An 841-nucleotide genomic window follows, 5' to 3' on the forward strand; every position below is an offset into this window, starting at 1 on the left:
TGCACATTGGCAGCTCTTTTCTGTATTACGTTGGCTCGAGATTAGAATCGGCCTTTGTAGTCAAACTCGTATTGGCCTTGTGCGTTTGGCTGTCCAAGCCATTTCAACTGCTCCCCCATGCTTGATGGGAAATCTGCGCCAGGTTTAAACCACGCTTTCGTTGAATAGCGTTGATTCGGCATCAGCTCCGCTGAAAACGCCGAGGAAACTTGCTTACTGGTTTGCTCACCTGATGCAGTTAGCACGCTATCTTGGCATTTCAAATCAGCAATAACAGGACCGAGCTCTAAGCTTCCCACTGGACTTTGAATGCCACTGGCACTCCAAACCAATGTGCCTTCACCAGTTTTACACCACGGAGCTGCGTAAGTCGCATGACGAATGTTCAACTCCAGCTGGCCATCAACACTAACAGGCACCGGCAGGCGCGCTTGTTCGACGGCTTTCGATGCCGGGATCGACGCCACCAAATTTTCCGCGTAAGGGCCATCGCTGAGACTGTATCCAACTAAACCTCGACCGCGAATGTTCATATCGCTGCCGCGCCCAAAACGTACCGAAAATTCGGCTTTGCCGGTAAACAAGCTAGACCATTGGAAATCCCAATTCACTTGCCCTAGATTTTGACGCTGCCAACGCACGCTAGAAGCCTGACCTTGCCAAACGGAACCGTGAGCACCTTGTATGTCGAGCCCTTTCACAGTGGGGGCTTGCTGGAGAACCCAAGAAACAGGTAACCCCATGATCAAGCTAACAGAAAAACAAACGATAAAGATTACAACGTAAAGTACTGCTCGCTTCACCTTAACCTCGCTTAAATTGCAGACGGTTCACATCAATC

Annotated in this window: 1 protein-coding gene; it reads right to left on the reverse strand. The window is 49.9% G+C overall.

The genetic code is table 11. The annotated features are described in order from the left end of the window. Positions 1 to 41: 41 nt before the first annotated feature. Entirely contained in the window at positions 42 to 803 is a 762-nt protein-coding gene (locus tag R7093_RS24695; RefSeq protein WP_005496730.1) for a type II secretion system protein N, read from the reverse strand. Between the last annotated feature and the right edge of the window lie 38 nt (positions 804 to 841).

It is taken from the genome of Vibrio sp. 1580 (assembly GCF_033340055.1).